The 1,480-nt window shown below is 61.4% G+C and carries 1 pseudogene; it reads left to right on the top strand.

What is annotated here, in order from left to right:
* The first annotated feature begins 343 nt into the window (after positions 1-343).
* Positions 344-1,413, top strand: a pseudogene (locus AC1D0P_RS25565) (IS630 family transposase).
* Positions 1,414-1,480 lie beyond the last annotated feature (67 nt).

Here is a 1,480-nt window from a genome sequence, read left to right as displayed (position 1 = left end):
TTCGTGCTTCGTGCCTATCGCACAAGCATAACGGATAGACCGACTGCTGGTCTATTGCCATGAAGCCGCTGCGCTGCGCCCGGAAATTTGAGGCGGGTAGCGGCATATGAGCCAACAACACCGAAAAGAAAGCCCACCGCTCTCGGGGAATAGCGGTGGGCTTTGACGCTCGGCACTCTGGAGGGGCGCGGGGCCGAGCTCAACTTGGGCAAACAACGTTCGCCAATTTTCAAGGTTCCATCAATGGGTAATACCAAGCGACGTGGATGTTGACTCATTGAGGGCTTCCCAAAGGGGCAGGAGTTTGATTCTATGTGGTGATTCCCAACAATGGAGGCATTGGATGGGCGCGCCCTTGGAAATTACACGAACGGACCACACGAGCGCTGAGTTGCGAGCGGTGGGCAACCGGTGCTCTGATGGCGCCCAAGTGCGCCGGATACTGGCGGTGGCCATGGTTCTGGAAGGCCGGCCACGGACCGAGGCAGCGGAGCTGAATGGGATGGACCGGCAGACCCTGCGCGATTGGGTACACCGCTATAACGATGGCGGGATCGCAGCCTTGCGGTCGCGTCGTGCCCCTGGGAAAGCTCCGGCCTTGACCAGCTTGCAGCGGGCGGAGCTGCTCGACCTGGTCCTGGCGGGGCCTGACCCTGCGCAGCATGGGGTGACCCGCTGGCGATGCGTGGACCTGCAGGCCGAGGTAGAGAGGCGATTTTTGGTGAAGGTGCATGTCGATACGATCGGCCGGTGGCTGCATGAGCTTGGCCTGACCCGCCTGCAACCACGTCCGTATCACCCGCGCAAGGATCCACAGGCCGAGGCGGATTTTAAAAAAACTTCGCCGATCTGGTCAAAGCGGCGCTCCCGGCGCATGTCAGCCACCACGCGATAGAAATCTGGTTCCAGGACGAGGCCCGCGTGGGCCAGAAAGGCGGCCATGCCTACATCTGGGCGCCGATCGGCTCCCGCCCGCCGATGGTGCGCGACAACCGCCACGTCTCTGCCTACATCTTCGGCGCCATCTGCCCAGCGCGCGCTGTCGGGGCCGCCCTGATCATGCCCTACGCCAACACCGAGGCGATGACCAAACACCTCCAGGAGATCAGCCTCGAAGTCGCTTCCGGGGCGCACGCCATACTGGTCTGCGACGGCGCAGGATGGCATCAGCAAGGCGGGGCGCTACGTATCCCCGACAACATCACCCTGTTGTCCCTACCGCCCTATTCACCAGAGCTGAACCCGATGGAAAACGTCTGGGCCTATCTCAGGCAAAACAAACTCTCCGCCCTCGTCTGGGACGCCTATGACGATATCCTCGACGCCTGCCAAAACGCATGGCGCTTTCTCGTCAACGATCCAGACCGTATCCGTTCCATCGGTTCCCGCAAATGGGCGAAGGTCAATGTCTAAATCGTCTGGTATAAATTGGCCGATATCCCTGAGCAAGTGCCGCGCCGCCAGGGGACCGACTTGTGGC

Source organism: Polaromonas sp. P1_G2 (assembly GCF_056405515.1).
The sequence above is the reverse complement of the archived record's forward strand: the minus strand, read 5'-3'. Positions and strand labels throughout refer to the sequence as shown.